The sequence below is a fragment of the Rhizobium sp. FKY42 genome, from assembly GCF_005222835.1.
Lineage (GTDB): Bacteria > Pseudomonadota > Alphaproteobacteria > Rhizobiales > Rhizobiaceae > Neorhizobium.
This window is the reverse complement of sequence record NZ_STGA01000025.1, coordinates 23,329-43,660: the sequence shown is the minus strand read 5'-3', so window position 1 is coordinate 43,660 and position 20,332 is coordinate 23,329. Positions and strand designations below refer to the sequence as shown.

At 55.6% G+C, this 20,332-nt stretch carries 33 protein-coding genes; 29 read left to right on the top strand and 4 right to left on the bottom strand.

Annotated elements, in window-relative coordinates:
- Positions 1-334: 334 nt before the first annotated feature.
- The 27 genes from rpsJ (at position 335) to rplQ (ending at position 14,998) form a co-directional block, all read left to right on the top strand.
- Entirely contained in the window at positions 335-643 is a 309-nt protein-coding gene (rpsJ, locus tag E8M78_RS09265; protein ID WP_003547547.1) for a 30S ribosomal protein S10, read from the top strand.
- Between the two features lie 36 nt (positions 644-679).
- The gene (gene rplC, locus E8M78_RS09260) at positions 680-1,321 is read left to right on the top strand and encodes a 50S ribosomal protein L3 (RefSeq protein ID WP_062554723.1); all 642 of its coding nucleotides are present in this window, start codon (positions 680-682) and stop codon (positions 1,319-1,321) included.
- Between the two features lie 14 nt (positions 1,322-1,335).
- Positions 1,336-1,956: a 50S ribosomal protein L4 gene (rplD, locus tag E8M78_RS09255; RefSeq protein ID WP_062554722.1), complete on the top strand. Its 621-nt coding sequence runs from the start codon at positions 1,336-1,338 to the stop codon at positions 1,954-1,956.
- Positions 1,953-2,246: a 50S ribosomal protein L23 gene (locus tag E8M78_RS09250; RefSeq protein ID WP_137134785.1), complete on the top strand. Its 294-nt coding sequence runs from the start codon at positions 1,953-1,955 to the stop codon at positions 2,244-2,246. The genes rplD and E8M78_RS09250 overlap by 4 nt, the downstream gene beginning before the upstream one ends.
- 17 nt (positions 2,247-2,263) lie before the next feature.
- Entirely contained in the window at positions 2,264-3,100 is an 837-nt protein-coding gene (rplB, locus tag E8M78_RS09245) for a 50S ribosomal protein L2 (protein ID WP_062554720.1), read from the top strand.
- A gap of 15 nt (positions 3,101-3,115) precedes the next feature.
- Complete coding sequence (gene rpsS / locus E8M78_RS09240; RefSeq protein ID WP_062554719.1) at positions 3,116-3,394, top strand: 30S ribosomal protein S19; 279 nt, start codon at positions 3,116-3,118, stop codon at positions 3,392-3,394.
- A gap of 2 nt (positions 3,395-3,396) precedes the next feature.
- Positions 3,397-3,786, top strand: coding sequence for a 50S ribosomal protein L22 (gene rplV / locus E8M78_RS09235; RefSeq protein WP_062554718.1), 390 nt, complete (start codon positions 3,397-3,399; stop codon positions 3,784-3,786).
- On the top strand, positions 3,786-4,505 hold the full coding sequence (rpsC, locus tag E8M78_RS09230; protein ID WP_137134784.1) for a 30S ribosomal protein S3: 720 nt from the start codon (positions 3,786-3,788) through the stop codon (positions 4,503-4,505). The genes rplV and rpsC overlap by 1 nt, the downstream gene beginning before the upstream one ends.
- Before the next feature lie 37 nt (positions 4,506-4,542).
- On the top strand, positions 4,543-4,956 hold the full coding sequence (rplP, locus tag E8M78_RS09225) for a 50S ribosomal protein L16 (protein WP_062554716.1): 414 nt from the start codon (positions 4,543-4,545) through the stop codon (positions 4,954-4,956).
- Positions 4,957-4,968: 12 nt separating this feature from the next.
- Positions 4,969-5,169 carry a 50S ribosomal protein L29 gene (rpmC, locus tag E8M78_RS09220; RefSeq protein WP_007531673.1) on the top strand — a complete coding sequence of 67 codons (201 nt, stop codon included), beginning with the start codon at positions 4,969-4,971 and terminating at the stop codon, positions 5,167-5,169.
- Between the two features lie 12 nt (positions 5,170-5,181).
- The gene (gene rpsQ, locus E8M78_RS09215) at positions 5,182-5,418 is read left to right on the top strand and encodes a 30S ribosomal protein S17 (protein WP_062554715.1); all 237 of its coding nucleotides are present in this window, start codon (positions 5,182-5,184) and stop codon (positions 5,416-5,418) included.
- A gap of 234 nt (positions 5,419-5,652) precedes the next feature.
- Positions 5,653-6,021, top strand: a complete 369-nt coding sequence (gene rplN / locus E8M78_RS09210; protein WP_018328276.1) for a 50S ribosomal protein L14 — start codon at positions 5,653-5,655, stop codon at positions 6,019-6,021.
- A gap of 14 nt (positions 6,022-6,035) precedes the next feature.
- Positions 6,036-6,344 carry a 50S ribosomal protein L24 gene (rplX, locus tag E8M78_RS09205; protein ID WP_062554714.1) on the top strand — a complete coding sequence of 103 codons (309 nt, stop codon included), beginning with the start codon at positions 6,036-6,038 and terminating at the stop codon, positions 6,342-6,344.
- Positions 6,337-6,894, top strand: a complete 558-nt coding sequence (gene rplE, locus E8M78_RS09200; protein WP_062554713.1) for a 50S ribosomal protein L5 — start codon at positions 6,337-6,339, stop codon at positions 6,892-6,894. The genes rplX and rplE overlap by 8 nt, the downstream gene beginning before the upstream one ends.
- A 32-nt stretch (positions 6,895-6,926) precedes the next feature.
- Positions 6,927-7,232 (top strand): 30S ribosomal protein S14, encoded by a 306-nt coding sequence (gene rpsN, locus E8M78_RS09195; protein ID WP_062554712.1) that lies wholly within the window; start codon positions 6,927-6,929, stop codon positions 7,230-7,232.
- Positions 7,233-7,245: 13 nt separating this feature from the next.
- Positions 7,246-7,644 (top strand): 30S ribosomal protein S8, encoded by a 399-nt coding sequence (gene rpsH / locus E8M78_RS09190; protein WP_062554711.1) that lies wholly within the window; start codon positions 7,246-7,248, stop codon positions 7,642-7,644.
- Positions 7,645-7,682: 38 nt separating this feature from the next.
- Positions 7,683-8,216 (top strand): 50S ribosomal protein L6, encoded by a 534-nt coding sequence (gene rplF / locus E8M78_RS09185; RefSeq protein ID WP_062554710.1) that lies wholly within the window; start codon positions 7,683-7,685, stop codon positions 8,214-8,216.
- A 12-nt stretch (positions 8,217-8,228) separates the two neighbouring features.
- Positions 8,229-8,591 (top strand): 50S ribosomal protein L18, encoded by a 363-nt coding sequence (gene rplR, locus E8M78_RS09180; RefSeq protein ID WP_137134783.1) that lies wholly within the window; start codon positions 8,229-8,231, stop codon positions 8,589-8,591.
- A 142-nt stretch (positions 8,592-8,733) separates the two neighbouring features.
- On the top strand, positions 8,734-9,303 hold the full coding sequence (gene rpsE / locus E8M78_RS09175; RefSeq protein WP_062554708.1) for a 30S ribosomal protein S5: 570 nt from the start codon (positions 8,734-8,736) through the stop codon (positions 9,301-9,303).
- 11 nt (positions 9,304-9,314) lie between these two features.
- Positions 9,315-9,512 carry a 50S ribosomal protein L30 gene (gene rpmD / locus E8M78_RS09170; RefSeq protein WP_062554707.1) on the top strand — a complete coding sequence of 66 codons (198 nt, stop codon included), beginning with the start codon at positions 9,315-9,317 and terminating at the stop codon, positions 9,510-9,512.
- Positions 9,513-9,528: 16 nt separating this feature from the next.
- Positions 9,529-10,005 carry a 50S ribosomal protein L15 gene (rplO, locus tag E8M78_RS09165; RefSeq protein ID WP_137134782.1) on the top strand — a complete coding sequence of 159 codons (477 nt, stop codon included), beginning with the start codon at positions 9,529-9,531 and terminating at the stop codon, positions 10,003-10,005.
- A 229-nt stretch (positions 10,006-10,234) separates the two neighbouring features.
- Positions 10,235-11,575 (top strand): preprotein translocase subunit SecY, encoded by a 1,341-nt coding sequence (gene secY, locus E8M78_RS09160; protein WP_062554705.1) that lies wholly within the window; start codon positions 10,235-10,237, stop codon positions 11,573-11,575.
- Positions 11,572-12,162 (top strand): adenylate kinase, encoded by a 591-nt coding sequence (locus E8M78_RS09155; RefSeq protein ID WP_137134781.1) that lies wholly within the window; start codon positions 11,572-11,574, stop codon positions 12,160-12,162. Before secY ends, E8M78_RS09155 begins: the two co-directional genes overlap by 4 nt.
- 242 nt (positions 12,163-12,404) lie before the next feature.
- The gene (rpsM, locus tag E8M78_RS09150) at positions 12,405-12,773 is read left to right on the top strand and encodes a 30S ribosomal protein S13 (RefSeq protein WP_137134780.1); all 369 of its coding nucleotides are present in this window, start codon (positions 12,405-12,407) and stop codon (positions 12,771-12,773) included.
- Positions 12,774-12,901: 128 nt separating this feature from the next.
- Positions 12,902-13,291: a 30S ribosomal protein S11 gene (gene rpsK, locus E8M78_RS09145; RefSeq protein WP_007766864.1), complete on the top strand. Its 390-nt coding sequence runs from the start codon at positions 12,902-12,904 to the stop codon at positions 13,289-13,291.
- A 170-nt stretch (positions 13,292-13,461) separates the two neighbouring features.
- Entirely contained in the window at positions 13,462-14,472 is a 1,011-nt protein-coding gene (locus E8M78_RS09140; RefSeq protein WP_062554820.1) for a DNA-directed RNA polymerase subunit alpha, read from the top strand.
- 100 nt (positions 14,473-14,572) lie between these two features.
- Positions 14,573-14,998 carry a 50S ribosomal protein L17 gene (rplQ, locus tag E8M78_RS09135; protein ID WP_062554702.1) on the top strand — a complete coding sequence of 142 codons (426 nt, stop codon included), beginning with the start codon at positions 14,573-14,575 and terminating at the stop codon, positions 14,996-14,998.
- A gap of 212 nt (positions 14,999-15,210) precedes the next feature.
- Here rplQ and msrQ read toward each other — a convergent pair whose 3' ends face one another.
- The gene (gene msrQ / locus E8M78_RS09130; RefSeq protein ID WP_137134779.1) at positions 15,211-15,855 is read right to left on the bottom strand and encodes a protein-methionine-sulfoxide reductase heme-binding subunit MsrQ; all 645 of its coding nucleotides are present in this window, start codon (positions 15,853-15,855) and stop codon (positions 15,211-15,213) included.
- Positions 15,855-16,799 (bottom strand): protein-methionine-sulfoxide reductase catalytic subunit MsrP, encoded by a 945-nt coding sequence (msrP, locus tag E8M78_RS09125; protein WP_137134778.1) that lies wholly within the window; start codon positions 16,797-16,799, stop codon positions 15,855-15,857. The genes msrQ and msrP overlap by 1 nt, the downstream gene beginning before the upstream one ends.
- A 241-nt stretch (positions 16,800-17,040) precedes the next feature.
- Here msrP and ilvD point away from each other — a divergent pair, with 241 nt between their 5' ends.
- Both ilvD and E8M78_RS09115 read left to right on the top strand, forming a co-directional pair.
- Complete coding sequence (ilvD, locus tag E8M78_RS09120) at positions 17,041-18,876, top strand: dihydroxy-acid dehydratase (protein ID WP_137134777.1); 1,836 nt, start codon at positions 17,041-17,043, stop codon at positions 18,874-18,876.
- 215 nt (positions 18,877-19,091) lie between these two features.
- Positions 19,092-19,436, top strand: coding sequence for a hypothetical protein (locus E8M78_RS09115; RefSeq protein ID WP_246658280.1), 345 nt, complete (start codon positions 19,092-19,094; stop codon positions 19,434-19,436).
- Between the two features lie 49 nt (positions 19,437-19,485).
- Here the strand turns inward: E8M78_RS09115 and E8M78_RS09110 are convergent, their stop codons facing one another.
- The gene (locus E8M78_RS09110) at positions 19,486-19,788 is read right to left on the bottom strand and encodes a hypothetical protein (protein WP_348640113.1); all 303 of its coding nucleotides are present in this window, start codon (positions 19,786-19,788) and stop codon (positions 19,486-19,488) included.
- 85 nt (positions 19,789-19,873) lie between these two features.
- Complete coding sequence (locus E8M78_RS09105) at positions 19,874-20,278, bottom strand: YkvA family protein (protein WP_246658279.1); 405 nt, start codon at positions 20,276-20,278, stop codon at positions 19,874-19,876.
- Positions 20,279-20,332 lie beyond the last annotated feature (54 nt).

Here is a 20,332-nt window from a genome sequence, read left to right as displayed (position 1 = left end):
AAACGGCGCCGGTATAGTTGCTTCGATGACCGAGTAGTCAGTCAAGGCGAGGGGACATGGTCTCTTCGCTCGTAGGTTTGAAATAATCGTGCGCAAGCTCTTTTAGGGGCTTGCGTATGACATCAAAATGTTGCAAATGGCGCGCGAGCGCGATTTCCGACCTGCTTCGTAGTTTGCAGGTCCAATAATCCAAAAGGTGGGCCCTCTGGCCCGAAGAGTGGATGATGATCAATTTGGTCATCCTCGATCTTTGACACCGGTGGTCCGCCTTTAGATAGAAACGCCCCATGCTGCTTGTCAGTATTGGGTCAAGTTAGAACAAGGATAACGTCGAATGAACGGCCAAAATATCCGCATTCGCCTGAAGGCATTCGATCATCGTATTCTCGACGCTTCCACGCGCGAGATCGTGTCGACGGCGAAGCGCACCGGTGCTAGCGTCCGGGGCCCCGTTCCGCTTCCGACTCGCATCGAGAAGTTTACGGTAAACCGGTCCCCTCACATTGATAAGAAAAGCCGCGAGCAGTTCGAGATGCGCACTCATAAGCGCTTGCTCGATATCGTGGATCCCACCCCGCAGACGGTAGACGCGCTGATGAAGCTCGATCTCGCCGCAGGCGTAGACGTGGAAATCAAGCTCTGAGGTCTGCCCTCGGGCTGAGTGAGAAGGATTGAACCGATGCGTTCAGGTGTAATTGCACAGAAGGTCGGAATGACCCGCGTCTATAATGACGCTGGCGAGCATGTTCCAGTCACGGTTCTTCGTGTTGAGAACTGCCAGGTCGTTGCCCACCGTACAGACGAAAAGAATGGCTACACAGCTGTTCAGCTTGGTGCAGGCCAGGCGAAGGTTAAGAATACAAGCAAGGCTCTTCGTGGCCATTTTGCTGTGGCTCAGGTTGAGCCTAAGCAGAAGGTTGTCGAATTTCGCGTTGATGCAGACAATCTCATTGATGTTGGTGCTACGGTTTCCCCTAGCCACTTTACCGCAGGTCAACTGGTCGATGTGACCGGTACGACGATCGGTAAGGGTTTTGCCGGTGCTATGAAGCGTCACAACTTCGGTGGTTTGCGCGCGACTCACGGTGTTTCCGTATCGCACCGTTCGCACGGTTCGACCGGTAACAACCAGGATCCGGGCAAGGTCTGGAAGGGTAAGCGCATGGCTGGTCATATGGGCCAGACTCGCGTAACGACCCAGAACCTGGAAGTCGTGTCTACCGATGAAGATCGCGGCCTGATCCTGGTCAAGGGTGCCGTTCCCGGCTCCAAGGGCGCCTGGATTATCGTCCGCGACGCCATCAAGTCGGCTGCGAAGTAAGGGAGCCTAGTAACATGGAATTCAACGTCAAGACCCTCGAGGGTACGGACGCTGGCAAGGTCTCCCTTTCTGACGAGATCTTTGGCCTCGATCCGCGCCAGGATATCCTGGCACGTATGGTGCGTTGGCAGCTTGCAAAGAAGCAGCAGGGCACTCACAAGTCCAAGGGCCGTTCCGAGGTAGCTCGCACCGGTTCTAAGATGTACAAGCAAAAGGGTACGGGTCGCGCTCGTCACCATTCCGCTCGTGCTCCACAGTTCCGTGGCGGTGGTAAGGCTCACGGTCCGGTTGTTCGCAGCCATGAACATGACCTTCCGAAGAAGGTTCGGGCATTGGCCCTGCGTCACGCGCTTTCGGCGAAGCTGAAGGCAGAAGACCTGATCATCGTTGACCAGCTCGTTGCTTCTGAAGCTAAGACCAAGATTGTTGCTGGTACGCTGGCTTCGCTTGGCCTGACGAACGCTCTCGTTGTTGGCGGTGCTGAACTGGACAACAACTTCAAGCTCGCCGCTCAGAACATTCCGAACATCGACGTTCTGCCGGTTCAGGGCATCAACGTTTACGATATCCTGCGTCGTGGCAAGCTCGTGCTGTCCAAGGCTGCGGTTGAAGCTCTGGAGGAGCGGTTCAAATGACAGATCTTCGCCACTATGATGTGATCGTAGCTCCTTCGATCACGGAAAAGTCGACGCTGCTCTCTGAACAGAACCAGGTCGTCTTCAACGTCGCCAAGGATGCGTCGAAGCCTGAAATCAAGGCTGCTGTCGAAGCTCTCTTTGGCGTCAAGGTTAAGGCCGTCAATACGCTCGTTCGCCTTGGCAAGACCAAGCGGTTCCGCGGCTTTATCGGCAAGCAGAAGGACGTCAAGAAGGCGATCGTCACGCTTGCCGACGGTCAGTCCATCGACGTTTCGACGGGCGTCTGAGGTAGGGAACAAGAACAATGGCATTGAAAAGCTTTAACCCGACGACCCCAAGCCAGCGTCAGCTGGTTATCGTCGACCGCTCTGGCCTTTGGAAGGGCAAGCCGGTCAAGGCGTTGACGGAAGGCCTCTCCAAGAGCGGCGGCCGCAACAACCTTGGTCGTATTACGGCTCGCTTCATCGGCGGCGGTCACAAGCGTACCTACCGTCTCGTAGACTTCAAGCGTCGCAAGTTCGACGTTGAAGGTACAGTGGAGCGTCTTGAGTACGACCCTAACCGCACCGCGTTCATCGCGCTGATCAGCTACGCCGATGGCGAGCAGGCCTACATCATCGCTCCTCAGCGTCTGGCTGTCGGCGATAAGGTCATCGCTTCGGATAAGGCGGTAGACGTGAAGCCCGGCAACACCATGCCGCTTCAGTACATCCCGGTTGGCTCCATTCTCCACAATGTTGAGATGAAGCCAGGCAAGGGTGGTCAGATTGCTCGTTCTGCTGGTACCTACGTCCAGCTCGTTGGTCGTGACCAGGGGATGGCAATCCTTCGCCTGAACTCCGGCGAGCAGCGTCTGGTTCATGGGACTTGCCTTGCGTCTGTTGGTGCAGTTTCCAACCCGGACCATGGCAACATCAACGACGGTAAGGCTGGTCGTACGCGCTGGCGCGGCAAGACCCCGCATAACCGCGGTGTCGTCATGAACCCTGTCGATCACCCACACGGTGGTGGTGAAGGTCGTACCTCTGGTGGCCGTCATCCGGTTTCGCCTTGGGGCAAGCCGACGAAGGGCAAGCGCACTCGTTCGAACAAGTCCACGGACAAGTTCATCATGCGTTCGCGCCACTTGAAGAAGAAGTAAGAGAGGTAGTCAGGAATGGCTCGTTCAGTTTGGAAAGGCCCGTTTGTTGACGGCTATCTTCTCAAGAAGGCTGAGAAGGTTCGTGAAGGCGGCCGAAGCGAAGTAATCAAGATCTGGAGCCGTCGCTCCACGATTCTTCCTCAGTTCGTCGGTTTGACGTTCGGCGTCTACAACGGCAACAAGCATGTGCCGGTCAGTGTCAACGAAGACATGGTCGGTCACAAGTTTGGTGAATTCTCTCCGACCCGGACCTATTACGGTCACGGTGCGGACAAGAAGGCGAAGAGGAAGTAATCATGGCGAAGGCAAAGACCGAACGCCGGCTGAAGGACAACGAAGCACAGGCTGTCGCCCGTACGCTTCGCGTCAGCCCGCAGAAGCTCAACCTTGTTGCTGCCATGATCCGTGGTAAAAAGGTCGAGCGCGCCCTGGCGGAACTCGAGTTCTCCCGTAAGCGCATCGCTGGCACCGTGAAGAAGACTCTCGAGTCTGCTATCGCGAATGCAGAAAACAACCACGACCTCGACGTCGACTCGCTTGTCGTTGCAGAGGCCTATGTCGGCAAGTCGATCGTCATGAAGCGGTTCCACGCTCGTGGTCGCGGTCGTGCTTCCCGCATTGAAAAGCCCTACGCGCACCTCACGATCGTCGTGCGCGAAGTCGAGGAAAAAGGGGAGGCCGCATAATGGGTCAGAAAATCAATCCAATCGGCTTCCGTCTTGGCATTAACCGGACTTGGGATAGCCGTTGGTTCGCCGACAATGCGGAGTACGGCCAGCTTCTTCATGAAGACCTGAAGATTCGTGCCTACCTCATGTCAGAACTGAAGCAGGCAGGCATTGCTAAGGTGGTCATCGAGCGTCCGCACAAGAAGTGCCGCGTCACGATCCACTCCGCACGTCCGGGTTTGATCATCGGTAAGAAGGGTGCAGACATCGAAAAGCTTCGCAAGAAGATCTCTTCGATGACCAACTCTGAAACGCACCTCAACATCGTTGAAGTTCGCAAGCCAGAAGTTGACGCAACACTCGTTGCTCAGTCGATTGCTCAGCAGCTTGAACGCCGCGTTGCTTTCCGTCGCGCTATGAAGCGTGCCGTTCAGTCGGCTATGCGTCTGGGCGCAGAAGGCATCAAGATCACCTGCGCAGGTCGTCTTGGTGGCGCTGAAATCGCTCGTACCGAATGGTACCGCGAAGGCCGCGTTCCGCTTCATACGCTGCGCGCAGACATCGACTACGGTACGGCTGAAGCTGAAACCGCGTTCGGTATCTGCGGCATCAAGGTCTGGATCTTCAAGGGCGAAATCCTTGAGCACGATCCGATGGCTTCTGAACGCCGTGCTCTCGAGGGTGATGCTCAGGGTCCGGCTAGCCGTGACCGCGATCGTCGTCGCGAGAACGCTTGATTAGCGCTGGCGAAAGATAAGTTCGAGGAATAAGAAAATGTTGCAGCCAAAGCGTACCAAGTATCGCAAGCAGTTCAAGGGTCGCATCAAGGGCGTTGCCAAGGGCGGTTTCGACCTGGCATTCGGCGAATTCGGCCTCAAGGCTCAGGAGCCTAACCGCGTGAATGCACGTGAGATCGAAGCGGCCCGCCGCGCGATCACCCGTTATATGAAGCGCGCAGGCCGAGTCTGGATCCGCGTTTTCCCTGACACTCCGGTCACTGCAAAGCCGACCGAAGTTCGTATGGGTAAGGGTAAGGGTTCTGTCGAGTACTGGGCTTGCAAGGTCAAGCCTGGTCGAATGATGTTCGAAATCGATGGTGTATCCGAGGATATCGCACGCGAGGCACTTCGTCTCGGCGCTGCCAAGCTCTCGGTTAAGACGCGCTTTGTACAGCGCATCGCAGAGTAAGGGGTTAGGCACATGAAAGCCGAAGAAGTTCGCGGCCTCACGGCCGACCAGCTCAAGGACAAGCTCGCAGACCTGAAGAAGGAGCAGTTCAATCTGCGCTTTCAGAAGGCGACGGGCCAGCTTGAGAAGTCCTCGCGCATCAACGAAGTTCGTAAGGACATCGCTCGCGTAAAAACCATTGCCCGCCAGAAGGCGGCAGAAGCAAAGGCCTAAGGGAAGAATAATATGCCGAAGCGCATTCTGCAGGGCGTCGTGGTCAGCGACAAGAACGAAAAGACCGTTGTGGTCCGGGTTGAGCGTCGTTTCGCTCACCCGCTGCTTCAGAAGACAGTTCGTCGTTCGAAGAAGTACAAGGCCCACGACGAAAACAATCAATACAAGGTCGGCGATGTTGTCTCCATTCAGGAGTGCGCGCCGATCTCCAAGGATAAGTGCTGGACGGTTATCGCCGCCCAGGCTTAATTTGCAGGAAACTACGGCAGGCCCTTGCGTCTGCCGTAGAATTCTGTATGAAGCAGCGCATTGGCGCAGGACGCCCGTACTCGCGGGCGTTCTTTTGCTTTGAAGCGCAGGGAAGGTCCTGGTCAGGAAACCACCTTGGCAAGTACCCACCTCGCGCGAAAATAAGTATGTCATTGAGCTGGAATAGGGGGCGCATGCCCAACCGTTCCAGTCATTACGAGAAGGCGACCTGACATGATTCAGATGCAAACAAACCTCGACGTTGCCGATAATTCCGGCGCGCGTCGTGTCATGTGCATCAAGGTGCTGGGCGGCTCAAAGCGTAAGTATGCTTCCGTAGGCGACATTATTGTCGTCTCCATCAAGGAAGCTATTCCGCGCGGCCGCGTGAAGAAGGGCGACGTTATGAAAGCCGTCGTTGTTCGCACCGCAAAGGACATCCGCCGCCCGGACGGCAGCGTGATTCGCTTCGATAACAACGCAGCGGTCCTCATCGACAACAAGAAAGAGCCCATCGGCACCCGCATCTTCGGACCGGTTCCGCGCGAACTTCGCGCCAAGAACCATATGAAGATCATCTCGCTGGCTCCGGAAGTACTCTAAGGGAGCGGATAGCCATGCAGAAGATTCGTAAAGGCGACAACGTTGTCGTTATTGCTGGTAAGGACAAGGGCCGTACCGGTGAAGTAGTCCAGGTGCTGCCGAAGGAAGACCGTGCGGTGGTCCGTGGGATCAATATGGTAAAGCGCCACCAGCGCCAGACCCAGACCCAGGAAGCTGGCATCATCAACAAGGAAGCTTCGATCCATCTGTCGAACATCGCGATCGTCGCGAAGGACGGAAAGCCCACACGTGTTGGCTTTAGCGTTGTCGATGGCAAGAAGGTCCGTGTAGCCAAGCGTACGGGAGATGTGATCGATGGCTGAGAACAAGTACGAGCCCCGTCTGAAGACGGAGTACGTTTCTCGTATTCGTAAGGCGCTTCTGGAGCAGTTCTCCTACGCCAACGAGATGCAGATTCCGAAGATCGACAAGATCGTCATCAACATGGGTGTTGGTGAAGCGACTGCCGACTCGAAGAAGCCTACGATCGCTGCTGCCGATCTGGCTGCGATCGCCGGTCAGAAGCCGGTCATCACGCGCGCCCGCAATTCGATTGCAGGCTTCAAGGTGCGTGAAAACATGCCGATTGGCGCAAAGGTAACTCTGCGCGGCGCTCGCATGTACGAATTCCTGGATCGTCTGGTCAACATCGCGCTTCCGCGCGTTCGCGACTTCCGCGGTCTGAACCCGAAGAGCTTTGACGGCCGTGGCAACTTCGCCATGGGTATCAAGGAGCACATCGTGTTCCCTGAGATCAACTACGATAAGGTTGATCAGATGTGGGGCATGGACATCATCGTTTGCACGACGGCAAACACGGACGACGAAGCACGGGCTCTTCTGAAAGAGTTCAACTTCCCGTTCCGTCAGTAACCGTAACGACGAGCGTAGAAAAGGAACTCGATATGGCGAAGACAAGCGCAATCGAAAAGAACAAGCGCCGCCGCAAGACGGTCGCCAACCAGGCAGCGAAGCGCGCTGCTTTGAAGGCGATCATCATGAAACAGGACCTGCCGATCGAAGAGCGTTTCAAGGCTACCTTGAAGCTCGCTTCGTTGCCGCGCGATGGTTCCAAGACCCGCATCCGCAATCGCTGCGAAGTCACCGGTCGTCCGCGTGCCTTCTACCGGAAGCTCAAGATGTCCCGTATCGCCCTGCGCGAACTCGGCAATCTGGGCAAGGTTCCGGGCGTTGTGAAGTCCAGCTGGTAAGGAGACGGTTAACATGACCATGACTGATCCTCTGGGCGATATGCTCACACGTATCCGCAACGGCGCTGCCCGTCGCAAGTCTTCCGTTACGACGCCGGCTTCCAAGCTGCGCGTTCGCGTTCTCGACGTTCTGCAGGCTGAGGGATATATCCGCGGCTACACGCAGGTCGATCACGGCGACGGTAAGTCCGAGATTGAAATCGAACTGAAGTACTACGAAGGTGCTTCCGTAATTCGTGAAATTGGCCGCGTTTCTAAGCCCGGTCGACGGGTTTACGTTTCGGTTAAGTCTATTCCGCAGGTCGCGAACGGCCTCGGCATCACTATCCTTTCGACTCCGAAGGGCGTGATGGCCGATCATCAGGCGCGCGAACAGAACGTAGGTGGCGAGGTTCTCTGCTCGGTCTTCTAAGGCCCGCAGGATCTCTAACGGACAGACAGGATTGAACTATGTCTCGTATCGGTAAAAAGCCCGTTCAGGTTCCCGCAGGTGTGACGGCCTCTGTCGAAGGACAGACGGTCACGGCAAAGGGTCCGAAGGGCGAGCTGATCTTTGTAGCAAACGACGAAGTAAAGCTTTCTTTCGAAAATAACGCGGTGTCTGTTGCTCCGGTAACCGACACGAAGGATGCTCGTGCAAAGTGGGGCATGTCCCGCACGATGATCGAGAACATCTTCAAGGGTGTGAAGGACGGTTTTGAGCGCAAGCTCGAGATCAACGGCGTTGGTTACCGCGCCGCCATGCAGGGCAAGAACCTGCAGCTCTCGCTTGGTTTCAGCCACGATGTGGTCTATGAGCCGCCGCAGGGTATCACTATTGCCGTGCCGAAGCCGACGGAAATCGTCGTCACCGGCATCAATAAGCAGCAGGTCGGTCAGGTTGCAGCGGAAATCCGCGAATACCGCGGTCCGGAGCCCTATAAGGGCAAGGGCGTCAAGTACGCCGAAGAACGGATCGTCCGCAAGGAAGGCAAGAAGAAGTAAGGTTGACGCGAAATGGCTAGCAGGAAAGAAGCACTTGCAAAGCGCGCGAGCCGTGTTCGTCGCCAGATCAAGGCGGTCGCTAACGGTCGCCCGCGTCTGTCGGTTCATCGCTCGTCGAAGAACATCTATGCCCAGATCATTGACGATGTGGCCGGTCGCACGCTTGCTGCCGCCTCCACGCTCGATGGTGGCTTGCGTACGTCTCTGAAGACCGGCGCCGACACTGCTGCCGCTGCAGCGGTCGGTAAGCTCGTTGCCGAGCGTGCAGTTGCCGCGGGTGTCAAGGAAGTCGTATTCGATCGTGGCGCATTCATTTATCACGGTCGTATCAAGGCTCTCGCAGAGGCTGCCCGCGAAGGCGGTCTGGCGTTCTAATAAATATGACGACCGGTCTTCACGGATCGGTCGTTTTGGCTTAAGAGGCCACTCATCACTGGCCGACCAGATTCCCTGACGGGCGTTTGGTCGGCTTTTCGAAGTCTGCCGTTTGTACCGGAAAAGAAAAAGGAACAGGAAAATGGCACAGGAAAAGAGAGGCTCGCGCGAAGAGCGTCAGAGCCGCGAAGAGCGCGACAGCGAGTTTGTTGATAAGCTGGTAGCTATCAACCGCGTTGCCAAAGTTGTTAAGGGTGGTCGTCGTTTCGGCTTTGCCGCCCTGGTCGTTGTCGGCGATCAGAAGGGCCGCGTGGGCTTTGGGCACGGCAAGGCTCGCGAAGTGCCGGAAGCAATCCGCAAGGCAACCGAAGCTGCCAAGCGCGATCTGATTTTCGTCCCGCTGCGCGACGGCCGTACATTGCATCACGATGTGAATGGTCGCCATGGCGCTGGTAAGGTTCTGCTTCGTTCGGCCAAGGCCGGTACGGGAATCATCGCTGGCGGTCCAATGCGTGCCGTTTTCGAAACGCTGGGCGTTCATGACGTTGTTGCCAAGTCGACCGGTTCGTCGAACCCTTACAACATGGTTCGGGCCACGTTCGACGCGTTGAAGCACCAGGTGCATCCGAAGGACATCGCAGCACAGCGCGGCATCAAGTATGCTACGCTTCAGGCTCGCCGTGCCGCTTCCGGCAATGCAGCGGAAGAATAAGGAGCTGTTTGATGGCTAACGAAACCAAGAAGACGGTTACGGTCGAGCAGATCGGTAGCCCCATTCGCCGGCCTTCCGTTCAGCGTCAGACGCTGATCGGTCTCGGCCTTAACAAGATGCACCGGGTTCGGACTCTGGAAGACACTCCATCAGTTCGTGGGATGATCCGGTCTGTCCAGCATCTCGTTCGCGTCGTCGACGAGAAGTGAGACGGGAGTAGGAACGATGAAACTTAACGAAATCAAAGACAACGAAGGCTCCAGCAAGGATCGTATTCGCGTAGGTCGCGGTATCGGTTCGGGCAAGGGCAAGACTGGTGGACGCGGCGTCAAGGGTCAGAAGGCTCGTTCTGGCGTTGCTATCAACGGTTTCGAAGGCGGTCAGATGCCAATCTACCGTCGCCTTCCGAAGCGCGGCTTCAACAACATTTTCTCGTCTGACTTCGTCATTGTATCGCTGGGCCGGATCCAGGCTGCGATTGATGCAAAGAAGCTCGATGCGTCTGCAACAATTGATGCCGCTTCCTTGAAGGCCGCTGGCGTTATCCGTCGCGAAAAGGATGGTGTTCGTATTCTCGCAGACGGCGAACTGAAGGCAAAGGTTTCGATCGAGGCTGCGGGCGCTTCCAAGGCGGCTGTAGAGAAGATTGAAAAGGCTGGCGGCTCGATCAAGCTTCCAGAAGCTGCAGCTACTGTTGAATAATGTGTCGATGAATCGCCCGGGGTGCTTCACGCCGGGCGATTTTGCTCCCATATGTGGGCCTCACGAACCCGGCGGGACGCGGCGTTTAGCCGGGGTGTAACGGAAAATGGGGTGGGGCGTCGAGATTGGTTTCTGCACCTTCCATCTCCCGATTTTCTGAAATTGGAAATGAGACTGCTTTCTGCCTGGAGCCTGTTTGGCCGGCGGAACTGGTCAGGCGGAGATAGGCATGGCATCTGCAGCTGAGCAACTGGCCTCGAATCTGAACTTTTCTACTTTCTCGAAGGCAACGGACCTGAAGAAGCGCCTGTGGTTTACCTTGGCTGCGCTTCTCGTCTATCGTCTCGGAACACATATTCCTCTTCCGGGGCTTAATCCGGAAGCCTATGCGCAGGCATTCAAGGGGCAGGCCGGGGGTATCCTGGGTTTGTTCAATATGTTCGCGGGTGGCGCCGTGCAGCGTATGGCTATCTTTGCCTTGGGCATCATGCCATACATCTCTGCTTCCATCATTGTACAGCTCATGACGTCAGTCGTCCCGTCGCTTGAAAACCTCAAGAAGGAAGGTGAGCAGGGCCGAAAGATCATCAACCAGTACACGCGATATGGCACTGTGCTGCTCGGAACGCTGCAAGCTTACGGTATTGCAGTCGGTCTTGAAGGCGGCAACGGTATTGTTTTGGATCCAGGTTGGTTCTTCCGAATTTCGACTGTGGTGACGCTGCTCGGTGGTACCATGTTCCTGATGTGGCTCGGTGAACAGATCACATCGCGCGGTATCGGTAACGGCATTTCCTTGATCATCTTCGCTGGCATTGCCGCTGGCCTGCCGACTGCATTGGCTGGCACGCTTGAGCTGGGTCGTACAGGCGCGTTGTCGACAGCACTGATTCTCACAGTAGTGGTCGTCGCAATCGGCGTTATTGCTCTGATCGTATTTGTGGAGCGGGCGCAGCGCCGCTTGCTTATTCAGTATCCGAAGCGTCAGGTCGGAAATCGGATGTTCCAGGGCGATACGTCGCACCTTCCCCTGAAGCTCAACACGTCTGGTGTCATTCCGGCAATTTTCGCATCGTCCCTGTTGCTTCTGCCCGCGACTGCGGCTGGCTTCGCTGGCAATACAAGCCTGCCAACCTGGGCAACGGCAATTATTGCCTCGCTGCAGCATGGTCAACCATTGTTCATGCTTTTCTACGGTCTGCTGATTGCCTTCTTTGCTTTCTTCTACACGGCAATCGTCTTCAACCCGAAAGACACTGCCGACAATCTCAAGAAGCATGGCGGCTTTATTCCTGGCATTCGTCCGGGCGAGCGGACTGCGGAATACATTGATTACGTCTTGACCAGAATCACAGTTGTCGGTGCGGTCTATCTCGTTTTTGTCTGCATTCTGCCTGAGACACTGATTGCACGGACCGGAATCCCATTAGCCCTTGGTGGTACTTCGCTTTTGATCGTTGTCAGTGTTACCCTTGATACGGTAGCACAGATTCAGGGGCACCTCATTGCTCAGCAATATGAGGGGCTGATCAAGAAGTCCAAGTTGCGTGGAGGAAAGAGGGGACGATGAGACTGATCTTTTTGGGACCGCCGGGAGCGGGGAAGGGTACGCAGGCCAAGCGTCTGACGGACAGGTATGGCATCCCGCAGTTGTCCACAGGAGATATGCTTCGTGCAGCCGTTAAGGCTGAGTCGGACATTGGAAAAAGGGCGAAGGCTGTCATGGATGCGGGTGGACTTGTATCCGATGACATCGTGAACCAGATCGTGTCTGAGCGTATCGAGGCTCCGGATTGCGCCAAAGGTTTCATCCTTGACGGCTATCCGCGCACAGTGCCTCAGGCGAAGGCGTTGGCGGAAAACCTTCTTGCGAAGAGTATCGAGCTCGATGCAGTTATCGAGCTGAAAGTCGATGAGGAAGCGCTTGTTCGCCGAATCGAATCGCGGGTTGCGGAAACAGTTGCTGCAGGTGGAACTGTGCGATCCGACGACAATCCCGAGTCATTCCGCAAGCGTCTCGCGGAGTATCGCGAAAAGACTGCCCCGCTGTCCGAATACTATGCAGGTCAAGGGCAATTGGTGGTCCTGGATGGTATGGCGGATATGGATGTCGTGACGAAGTCTATTGAAGACGTCCTGGAAACGTCAGCCGCTTGACCGATAGCAACGCTGTTTGTTGTTAAAGATTCTTGGCGGGGCCGGTTGCTTTTGGGCACCGATTCCGCTAAACACCGCGCCAACTCGCGACATTTGATAGCGACTGGCTCGGCCTGATGTATTGGTCCGTTCTCGTCGCTATGACTATATCGGATGAGATTTGAACTGGCGGCCTTTTGAGGCTGCTCTCATGGAAGAAGCACCACTTGCCGGATGGCAACTGGAACGCAAGGAGAATAGGCGTGGCACGTATCGCTGGCGTCAACATCCCGACTGCGAAGCGCGTTGTTATTGCGCTGACCTACATTCACGGGATCGGCCCGAAGTTTGCGCAGGAAATCGTCGAGAAGGTTGGCATTACTGCTGACCGTCGCGTACATCAGTTGACGGACGCTGAAGTTCTTCAGATCCGTGAAACGATTGACCGCGATTATCAGGTTGAGGGCGATCTTCGCCGCGAAACCGCTATGAATATCAAGCGTCTGATGGACCTTGGCTGCTACCGCGGTCTTCGTCATCGTCGTGGTCTGCCGGTGCGCGGTCAGCGTACCCATACCAATGCGCGCACGCGTAAGGGTCCGGCCAAGGCTATCGCTGGTAAGAAGAAGTAAGTTCGGTTGAATCCGGATTTCTGGAGGTTGGTGCCGCTGCATCGGCCTCCTTTTTGAGTTTGGGGTGAGCTTCACCCTGGTGGAGCCGCTGGCGTTACGGCGGTGACGAGATCAACGAAAGGAATACTATGGCCAAGGAAGCCACACGCGTACGCCGTCGCGAACGCAAAAACATCACGTCTGGCGTTGCGCACGTCAACTCGACCTTCAACAACACCATGATCACGATCACTGACGCGCAGGGCAATGCGATTGCGTGGTCGTCTGCTGGTGCAAAGGGTTTCAAGGGTTCGCGTAAGTCTACGCCGTTCGCCGCTCAGATTGCTGCTGAAGACTGCGCCAAGAAGGCCCAGGAACACGGCATGAAGTCTTTGGAAGTGGAAGTTTGCGGTCCCGGTTCTGGTCGCGAGTCTGCTCTGCGTGCACTCCAGGCTGCTGGTTTCATGATTACGTCTATTCGCGACGTAACTCCGATCCCGCACAATGGTTGCCGTCCGCGCAAGAAGCGCCGCGTCTAATGCGTGAAGGGAGGTCTGCTATTGCGGGCCTTCGTTAAGTTGGAGTGATGCCGCCTGACTTCGATATGAGGTCTGGCGGCTTTGCCGTAACGCCGATGAGCATTTATCGGTGCTTCTCATGCTCGGTTGTCACGATTGGATAGTGGCAGCGAATGGAAGGTTTGAAACATATGATCCAGAAGAACTGGCAGGAACTGATCAAGCCGAACAAGGTGGAGTTTAGCTCCTCCGGCCGTACCAAGGTTACGCTGGTTGCGGAACCGTTGGAGCGGGGATTCGGTCTGACGCTCGGCAATGCGTTGCGTCGCGTGCTCTTGTCGTCGCTGCGCGGTGCTGCGGTCACCGCAGTCCAGATCGATGGTGTTCTGCACGAGTTTTCGTCTATTCCGGGCGTCCGCGAAGATGTCACGGATATCGTTCTGAACATCAAGGAAATTGCCATCAAGATGGATGGCGATGACTCTAAGCGCATGGTTGTGCGCAAGCAGGGTCCAGGTGTTGTCAAGGCTGGTGATATCCAGACTGTCGGCGATATCGAAATCCTGAATCCGGATCACGTTATCTGCACCCTCGATGACGGTGCGGAGATCCGCATGGAATTCACGGTCAACAATGGTAAGGGCTATGTTCCTGCCGAGCGTAACCGTGCAGAAGACGCGCCGATTGGTCTCATCCCGGTCGACAGTCTCTACTCGCCGGTCAAGAAGGTGTCCTACAAGGTGGAAAACACCCGTGAAGGACAGGTTCTGGACTACGATAAGCTGACGATGACGATTGAGACAAATGGCTCAGTCACGGGTGAAGACGCTGTCGCGTTTGCTGCCCGCATTCTTCAGGACCAGTTGTCTGTCTTCGTGAACTTTGACGAACCGCAGAAGGAAGCTGAAGAAGAAGCTGTCACTGAACTTGCGTTCAATCCGGCGCTTCTCAAGAAGGTGGACGAACTGGAGCTTTCGGTCCGTTCGGCGAACTGCTTGAAGAATGACAATATCGTCTACATCGGCGATCTCATCCAGAAGACCGAGGCGGAAATGCTGCGCACGCCGAACTTCGGTCGCAAGTCGCTGAACGAGATCAAGGAAGTGCTGGCATCCATGGGTCTCCATCTTGGTATGGAAGTTCCCGCTTGGCCGCCGGAAAACATCGAAGATCTCGCAAAGCGCTACGAAGATCAGTACTAACCCGCACGCATTTCCGGGTGGGGCCAATTGTGCTTCACCTGGTTCAATGGAATGCGAATTTAAACTGCAGGCAAATGCTTGCAAGTAAAGGAGACACGAGATGCGTCACCAGAATTCCGGCCGCAAGCTCAACCGCACCGCCAGCCACCGTAAGGCAATGTTCGCCAACATGGCTGCTTCGCTCATAACGCATGAGCAGATCGTAACGACCCTGCCGAAGGCAAAGGACCTTCGTCCGATCGTTGAAAAGCTGGTTACCCTCGGCAAGCGTGGCGACCTGCATGCGCGTCGCCAGGCGATTTCTCAGATCAAGGATCAGGACGCCGTACGCAAGCTGTTCGACGCGATCGCAACCCGTTACGCTTCGCGCAACGGTGGTTACCTTCGGATCATGAAGGCTGGCTACCGTCAGGGCGACAATGCTCCGCTCGCAGTCATCGAATTCGTCGAGCGCGACGTCGATGCCAAGGGCGCCGCCGACAAGGCCCGCGTTGCAGCCGAAGCAGAAGCTGCTGAGGCCGCTTAATCTGATCCTAATCGATCAATCGCTGACTATAAGAACCGGTAGGGCGACCTACCGGTTTTTCGTTTTGTGGCGTGCGCCCTTCTCTAGATGGTGTTTGGGTTCTCGAAGATGAGGACACCGCGAGAATCCATTCGGCTGTGGTTGTGCAGTATGATGTGCGATCGAGTGCGGGCCAGCTCAGCGTCGACAATGACTTTCACCATCTCGGCTTTTCAGTTTTGTCGGACCGGTTGATTGTGACGCTTGGGTCGCTTCCATCTCAGAACCGGTTTGCGGACTACCCGGTAGCCCAGTAAGACTGCCGCGATCGCAATATATGCGGCGGGTTCAAGCGTCAGACTTTTCCGAGCCAGCATGAAATGCAGGACTGCCCCCGCCAGGATGATGTAGCTGAGTTTGTGCAGAGTATGCCATCGGGTGCCCAATGTACGAATTGACCATCCATTGGAAGTAGCGGCTAAAGGTAGCAGTAGGATCAGGCACGCCATACCGATCGTGATGTAGGGCCTTCGCACGATGTCAGCCCAGACGGCATGAATATCGAGCCGAAGATCCAGCACGGCATATACGGTAAAGTGGAAGAGCACATAGTAGAAACCGAGGAGACCAAGCGCCCGCCTGTAGCGAAGCCAGTTTATGCCCGTAAGGTCGCGCAAGGGGGTAAGGACAAGAGCAGCAAATAAAAAACGCAGCGCCCAAATGCCCAGTAGGTGCTCGAATCCCTTAACGGGATTGAAACCAAGACCACCAGTCAGTGCCTGGTAAAGATACCACGCCGCAGGCAATAGGCCCAGGAGGTAGAGGGCCCAGACGCTTGGGTCGTGCAAGCGTCGTGGAAGTACAGGGAATGAAGGCATCAGTAATTCGCCTTGAGGTCCATTCCGGCATAGAGGCTGGCAACTTCTTCGGCATAGCCGTTGAATGGTAGCGTTGGCCTGCGATCGGGGAACAGGCCGCTGCCCTCTCCAATTCGTTGTTCTGTTGCCTGGCTCCAGCGCGGGTGGTCCACGGCCGGGTTCACATTGGAATAGAAGCCATATTCTTTTGCATTGGCATTCTTCCACGTCGTTTCCGGCTGCTTTTCAACGAGCTTGATCTTGACGATCGACTTGATGCTCTTGAATCCGTATTTCCATGGCACAACCAGCCGAATGGGGGCGCCATTTTGGTTAGGAAGAGTTTCGCCGTAGAGCCCAACAGCCAGAATGGTTAAAGGATGAGTAGCCTCGTCGAGGCGTAGCCCTTCGATGTAAGGCCAGGATAAAGGCTGGAAGAAGCCGCTCTGGCCGGGCATTTCGGAAGGCCGCACAACGGTTTCGAATGCCACATACTTGGCGCTTCCCTGTGGCTCCGCCTGATCGAGCAAGGCCTTGAGCGGAAAGCCGATCCACGGAATGACCATCGACCACCCTTCGACGCAGCGCATCCGATAGGTGCGCTCCTCGAGTTGCATTTTCATCAGTTCTTCTAGACCGAAGGTCTTCGGCTTGTTTACAAGACCCTCCACCGCTACAGCCCAAGGTGTCGGCTTGAAGTCTCCCGAATTCTGGGCGGGATCGGACTTGTTGACGCCGAACTCGTAGAAATTGTTATAGGTTGTCACAGCCTCTTTCGGCGTCAGTTTTTCATCGAGCTTGTAAGGCCCAGGCTTTGCCTGCAGTGGTGCAGCAGTGGCAGTTACCGCCGTTCCTGAAAGCGCAAGCCCTGCTGCTGCGCCGCCGATAAATGTTCTGCGTGAAAGATAAACCCGCTGGGGTGTGATTTCGTTCGAGGAGATTTTGGGAGGGTGGTAGACGCTCATGGCAGTTCTCTCTCAACACTATGTTGGATCTTTCTATCACTACGTAAACTGTTGGAGGAGAGTTTCAGGCCTCACGCAAATTAAATCGAGAGGAACATTTTCGTGTATGTGGCAGAGCGGGAGGCGTACCGCTTTGACCTGTGCTGATAGTGACAGCAAAATTCCTTTGGAGTAGGGAATAGACATAACAATTGGTCTTGCCGCCTATATGGCTGGCGGATTTCTAATCGAGGATTACACCATGCCTGCTTATCGGTCCAGAACGACGACACACGGCCGCAATATGGCGGGTGCGCGCGGTTTGTGGCGTGCTACCGGCGTGAAAGACAGTGATTTTGGCAAGCCGATCATTGCCGTCGTTAACTCCTTTACTCAGTTTGTGCCTGGCCACGTTCATCTGAAGGATCTCGGCCAACTGGTCGCGCGTGAGATCGAGGCGGCGGGCGGCATCGCCAAGGAATTCAATACCATTGCGGTAGATGACGGAATCGCGATGGGACACGATGGCATGCTTTACTCGCTGCCCTCACGTGAAATCATTGCCGATAGCGTGGAATACATGGTGAATGCCCATTGTGCTGACGCCATGGTCTGCATCTCGAACTGCGACAAGATCACGCCCGGCATGCTGAATGCAGCAATGCGCCTCAATATTCCGGCTGTGTTCGTTTCCGGTGGTCCGATGGAAGCCGGAAAGGTCGTTCTGCATGGCAAGACTGTCGCGCTTGATCTGGTCGACGCAATGGTTGCTGCTGCCGACGACAAGATTTCGGATGAGGAAGTGGCCGTCATCGAGCGTTCAGCCTGTCCCACCTGCGGTTCCTGCTCCGGCATGTTCACCGCCAATTCAATGAACTGTTTGACAGAGGCCCTTGGTCTTTCGCTTCCGGGCAATGGTTCTACTCTCGCAACCCATTCGGATCGCAAGCGGCTGTTCGTCGAGGCCGGTCACCTGATCGTGGATCTCGCCCGCCGTTACTACGAGCAGGAAGACGAGTGCGTGCTGCCGCGTAACATTGCCACGAAGCAGGCGTTCGAAAATGCCATGGCACTCGATATCGCGATGGGCGGCTCGACAAACACCGTCCTGCATATCCTCGCCGCGGCCCACGAAGGCGGGGTCGATTTCACGATGGATGATATCGACCGCCTCTCGCGCAAGGTGCCATGCCTTTCGAAGGTCGCACCCGCGAAGCAGGATGTCCATATGGAGGATGTCCATCGAGCAGGCGGCATCATGCGCATTCTGGGTGAACTGGAGCGGGGCGGTCTGTTGAATACTGACTGTAAGACCGTCCACGAGGCAACGCTCGGCGACGCCATCAACAGGTGGGATATCACACGCACCAACTCCGAAACCGTTCGAACCTTTTTCAAGGCTGCGCCGGGTGGAGTGCCGACGCAAGTTGCATTTTCTCAGTCTTCACGCTGGGACGATCTCGATACGGACAGCGAAAAGGGCGTTATCCGCTCGGTTGAAAGCCCATTCTCGAAGGATGGCGGCCTCGCGGTGCTTTACGGGAATATCGCGCTGGATGGCTGCATCGTGAAAACCGCTGGTGTCGATGAATCGATTCTCAAGTTCACCGGGCCTGCCAAGGTCTACGAAAGCCAGGATGCGGCTGTTAAGTCTATTCTCGGCAATGAAGTCGTTGCTGGCGACGTCGTCGTCATCCGCTACGAGGGACCGAAGGGTGGGCCGGGCATGCAAGAAATGCTCTACCCAACGAGCTATTTGAAGTCGAAGGGCCTGGGTAAGGCCTGCGCGCTCATCACCGATGGCCGCTTTTCTGGCGGTACCTCTGGTCTCTCGATCGGTCATGCTTCACCCGAAGCGGCAAACGGCGGGGCAATTGGGTTGGTAAAGAATGGCGATCTGATCGAAATCGATATTCCGAACCGCACAATCAACCTGAAGATAACCGATGGCGAACTGGCTGCTCGCCGCGCCGAGCAGGATAAGCTGGGCTGGAAGCCGGTTGCTCCGCGCAAGCGTAACGTAACAACTGCATTGAAAGCCTATGCTGCTTTCGCGTCTAGCGCAGACAAGGGCGCGGTCCGTATTCTTCCCGAATAATCAGTTGGAAGGCTAGCCAATGTTTAGAGAGGTGCTCGCTCCGGCGGCGCCTTTCTTTGTTTGAATTTATAGTTGCAGGGAAGGCAGTAAATACAGAATACATATCGTATTTTTCATTCAGGCCGTATTCATGAACTGGAAGTATTTTGAATCACAGAAGATCGAACGATCTTCAATTATTGTTGCCCCCCGTCTTCGCTTCTGAGGATCCATCCATGAAAAAGCTCGGCTTGGCATTTTGCCTGGCGTTCGCAGCATCTGCACTTGCAAGCATTCCTGCATCTGCCAGCGATTATGCGTTTCGACTTCATAACAGAGCCAATGGTTACACCATAAATGGCTTTTATACATACCAGAATGGCAAATGGAGCGAGAACTGGCTCGATTCGCGCATTAGACCGGGCGAATACGCCAACATGGACTGGTTCAGCAACGAAGGAAATTGCGTTGTACCATTCCGCGTGAGCTGGGACGGATACGGTGCTGACGACTTCAAGGTCGACTGGTGCAAGGGTGTTAGCAATATCTATATGAAAGATAAAGGCTTTAGCTGGGATTGATCCCAGCCATGGCGACCGGGGCCGTTGGCGACCGGTCGCTCTTGCCGCATCACAGGGGCTTGATCAAGCCCTTGTAGGCCTCGTTGAGCTGCTTCAACCGCCCCTCATACGCACTCCGCAAGCAAGCCGCATCAGCTGCGCATGTCGTTCGCTTCTTCAGCCAAGTCGCTTGCTCATCCCGCACCAGATCCCGGTTCCCCATGGGCATCAAGCCGGTAAGAATTTCAAAAGTCGTAGCCATCTTGACGTCGAGGTCGTTCAGGGCCCTGTCTTCGCAAATCGTCGTTTCGTCTGCCGCAAGCTCGCTCTTCGTGCAATCGAAGCTGGCAGCATGGCTCGTCTTTGGCAGCATGATGTTGCTTGCAAGGGTCGCCAGAACGGCCACCAGAAGCGCTGGTTTGACATATTTCATCAGCTATCTCCGTCTTGAGCGGAAATTACGGATGGATTGCAAAATGGTTCCAAGAGGCCTTCGCAATGAAGGCGCCGCATACGACCCAAAGCGCAATAATGGCGACCATGCCCCATTTGCTGACAGGCTTCTGGCGGCTTGAAGCCCGTTGACGCAAATCTTCCATCACAGGTACCGGAATAAGCCGAACCGCAAGCAGAATGCCGAGCGGAACAAGCACTACGTCATCCAGATAGCCCAGAACCGGTATGAAATCCGGTATTAGATCGATAGGCGAGAGAGCATAGGCTGCGACCAAGCCAGCGACAAGCTTCGCTGCCAGCGGAACTCTCGGATCGCGTGCGGCAAGCCAAAGGGCAATGACATCTCTTTTGACGAGACGCGCCCAGCTTCTGGCATTTCTCAGCAGTGATCCTAAGTAACCAGTCACGATCATCTTTCACCTTGTTCGGCCATCTTTCATTTCTAACCTATCCAGCTACAA